The sequence below is a fragment of the Vibrio sp. 1562 genome (assembly GCF_033340155.1).
GTDB classification, from domain to species: Bacteria; Pseudomonadota; Gammaproteobacteria; order Enterobacterales; family Vibrionaceae; genus Vibrio; species Vibrio alginolyticus.
In genome coordinates, this window is sequence record NZ_JAWOVY010000200.1 from 1 (window position 1) to 835 (window position 835).

At 52.9% G+C, this 835-nt stretch carries 1 protein-coding gene; it reads right to left on the minus strand.

What is annotated here, in order from left to right; translation table 11 throughout:
• Nucleotides 1-657, minus strand: a 657-nt coding sequence (locus R7Z49_RS24130; protein ID WP_032449030.1) for an IS6-like element IS26 family transposase, incomplete at its 3' end; no start/stop codon positions are given.
• Nucleotides 658-835: the final 178 nt, after the last annotated feature.

An 835-nucleotide genomic window follows, 5' to 3' on the forward strand; every position in this document is an offset into this window, starting at 1 on the left:
ACCATAATAAAATGCTGAGGCCTGGCCTTTGCGTAGTGCACGCATCACCTCAATACCTTTGATGGTGGCGTAAGCCGTCTTCATGGATTTAAATCCCAGCGTGGCGCCGATTATCCGTTTCAGTTTGCCATGATCGCATTCAATCACGTTGTTCCGGTACTTAATCTGTCGGTGTTCAACGTCAGACGGGCACCGGCCTTCGCGTTTGAGCAGAGCAAGCGCGCGACCATAGGCGGGCGCTTTATCCGTGTTGATGAATCGCGGGATCTGCCACTTCTTCACGTTGTTGAGGATTTTACCCAGAAACCGGTATGCAGCTTTGCTGTTACGACGGGAGGAGAGATAAAAATCGACAGTGCGGCCCCGGCTGTCGACGGCCCGGTACAGATACGCCCAGCGGCCATTGACCTTCACGTAGGTTTCATCCATGTGCCACGGGCAAAGATCGGAAGGGTTACGCCAGTACCAGCGCAGCCGTTTTTCCATTTCAGGCGCATAACGCTGAACCCAGCGGTAAATCGTGGAGTGATCGACATTCACTCCGCGTTCAGCCAGCATCTCCTGCAGCTCACGGTAACTGATGCCGTATTTGCAGTACCAGCGTACGGCCCACAGAATGATGTCACGCTGAAAATGCCGGCCTTTGAATGGGTTCATGTGCAGCTCCATCAGCAAAAGGGGATGATAAGTTTATCACCACCGACTATTTGCAACAGTGCCCTATTTTTCGGGGATCTGATTGCCCTCTGGCAATATCATTCAGCACGCCATAGTCGGCATCATGGTCCATTCGCCAGAAAACCGAAGCACCGGCATCAGCCAGGCGTGGAGAAAA